Here is a 2,191-nt window from a genome sequence, read left to right as displayed (position 1 = left end):
GCTGCCCGCGCCCCTCGCCCTGTGCGCGACCGTGGCCCCCTCCGCACCCCTGCCCTGCCCCGGGGACCCCTGCCACGCCTCCTGAACGTTCCTTCGGTGCACCGGCGCGCGGACCCGAGGCGGGCGGCGTGGCCACACTCTGCGCGTCCCGCGTTCTTCGCCGAGCTCATGGAGGCCGCGTAGCTGCACAGCACGCGGCTGATGGCTCGTCAGAAAGCCCTCACCGAACCGGCGGTGGGCATGAAGAAGGCCCGCCGGCGCCCTCGGGGGATGCGGGCGCCGGCGGACGGTTCGGTGCTCCGCGCGGGCTTGTGGCACGCGTAGGAGGTCACAACTGCGAGCATCGCGCATCGCGCTCGACGGGTGCTCGCGGGGTGCTGGAGAGCCCGCGCGGCGCCGTCAGGTGCTCTAACCGTCTTCGAGCGGCACGGCAGAAGCTGGTGGTTCATCAAGACGGCCGGAAGGGGAAAGCTCATGACGGCTCTGGACGACAGGCCGGCCGGGCAGCAGCGCGGCACCGTCGCCGAACTCAAGGCCAGACGTGACGCCATGCGCCGGGGGCCCAGCGACAAGGCCACCGAGGCGCAGCACGCCAAGGGCAAGCTCACGGCCCGGGAGCGGCTGCGGCTTCTCTTCGACGACGGACGGTTCACCGAGGTCGAAGGGTTGCGCAGACACCGGGCGAGCGGCTTCGGCCTGGAAGACACGCGCCCCTACACCGACGGTGTGGTCACCGCCTGGGGCCGGGTGTTCGGACGTACCGTCTTCGCCTACGCCCATGACTTCAGGATCTTCGGTGGCTCCCTCGGAGAGGCGCACGCCGAGAAGATCCACAAGATCATGGACATGGCCGCCACGGCGGGCGCTCCCATCGTCGGCCTGTGCGACGGCGCCGGGGCGCGCATCCAGGAAGGGGTGACCGCGCTCGCCGGATACGGCGGGATCTTCCGGCGCAACGTGCACAACTCCGGGGTCATACCGCAGATCAGCGTGATGATGGGCCCGTGCGCGGGCGGGGCGGCCTACTCCCCGGCGCTGACCGACTTCGTGTTCATGGTGCGCGGCACCTCGCAGATGTTCGTCACCGGTCCCGACGTGGTGCAGGCCGTCACCGGGGAGCGGATCAGCCAGGACGGTCTGGGCGGCGCCGACGCCCACGCCACTGTCACCGGGGTGGCGGGATTCGCCTACGACGACGAGGCGAGCTGCCTCGCTGACGTCCGCTACCTGTTGTCCTTCCTGCCCGCCAACAACCGTGAGCAGCCGCCGTCGGAGCCCTGCGCCGACCGGCCCGACCGGTTGACCCCGGCCATGCACGACCTCGTGCCGTCCGACGCCAAGAAGTCGTACGACATACGGAAGGTCATCGGGGAATGCGTCGACGACGGCGACTTCTTCGAGGTGCACGAGTTCTGGGCGCCCAACGTCGTGTGCGCCCTGGCCCGCCTCGACGGCCATGTCGTCGGCATCGTCGCCAACCAGCCCGCCTCGCTCGCCGGGGTCCTCGACATCAAGGGCAGCGAGAAGGCGGCCCGCTTCGTGCAGATGTGTGACTCCTTCAACATCCCGCTCGTGACGCTGGTGGACGTGCCGGGATTCCTGCCCGGTGTCGACCAGGAGCACGGCGGCATCATCCGGCACGGCGCCAAACTCCTCTTCGCGTACTGCAACGCGACGGTTCCCCGCATCCAGTTGATCCTGCGCAAGGCCTACGGAGGCGCGTACATCGTCATGGACTCGCGCTCCATCGGCTCGGACGTGTCGCTGGCCTGGCCCGGCAACGAGATCGCGGTGATGGGGGCCGAGGGCGCAGCGGGCGTCATCTTCCGGCGCGAGATCGCGGCCGCGGAGGATCCCGAGTTCTCCCGCGAGCAGCGCATCAAGGAGTACAGGGATCAGCTCATGCACCCGTACTACGCGGCCGAGCGCGGCCTGGTGGACGACGTCATCGACCCCGCGGAGACCCGCGTGAGGCTGATAGACGCTCTCTCGATGCTGCGCACCAAGTACGTGGCGCAGCCCTCCCGCAAGCACGGGAATCAGCCCCAGTGACCCCGGCGGAGCTTGCCGCGTCACTGTCGTCCTGCTCACCCTCGTGGGCCGGTCAGGCGGCGGGGCAGAGAGCCGTGGGGTCGGCCGGGGGCGCGGGGTGAGCCAGGGGCGCGTGCGCGGGGTGGGTGACGCGGGCAGT

The 2,191-nt window shown here is 70.4% G+C and carries 1 protein-coding gene; it reads left to right on the top strand.

The genetic code is table 11. The annotated features are described in order from the left end of the window. Positions 1-474: 474 nt before the first annotated feature. The gene (locus AC07AG_RS42580; protein ID WP_478762585.1) at positions 475-2,052 is read left to right on the top strand and encodes an acyl-CoA carboxylase subunit beta; all 1,578 of its coding nucleotides are present in this window, start codon (positions 475-477) and stop codon (positions 2,050-2,052) included. Positions 2,053-2,191 lie beyond the last annotated feature (139 nt).

It is taken from the genome of Streptomyces sp. NPDC044044 (genome assembly GCF_056434405.1).
The sequence above is the reverse complement of the archived record's forward strand: the minus strand, read 5'-3'. Positions and strand labels throughout refer to the sequence as shown.

Bases quoted from the DNA above. Each gene is read 5' to 3' on its own strand.
- AC07AG_RS42580 (WP_478762585.1), top strand. From the start codon at position 475: ATGACGGCTCTGGACGACAGGCCGGCCGGGCAGCAGCGCGGCACCGTC.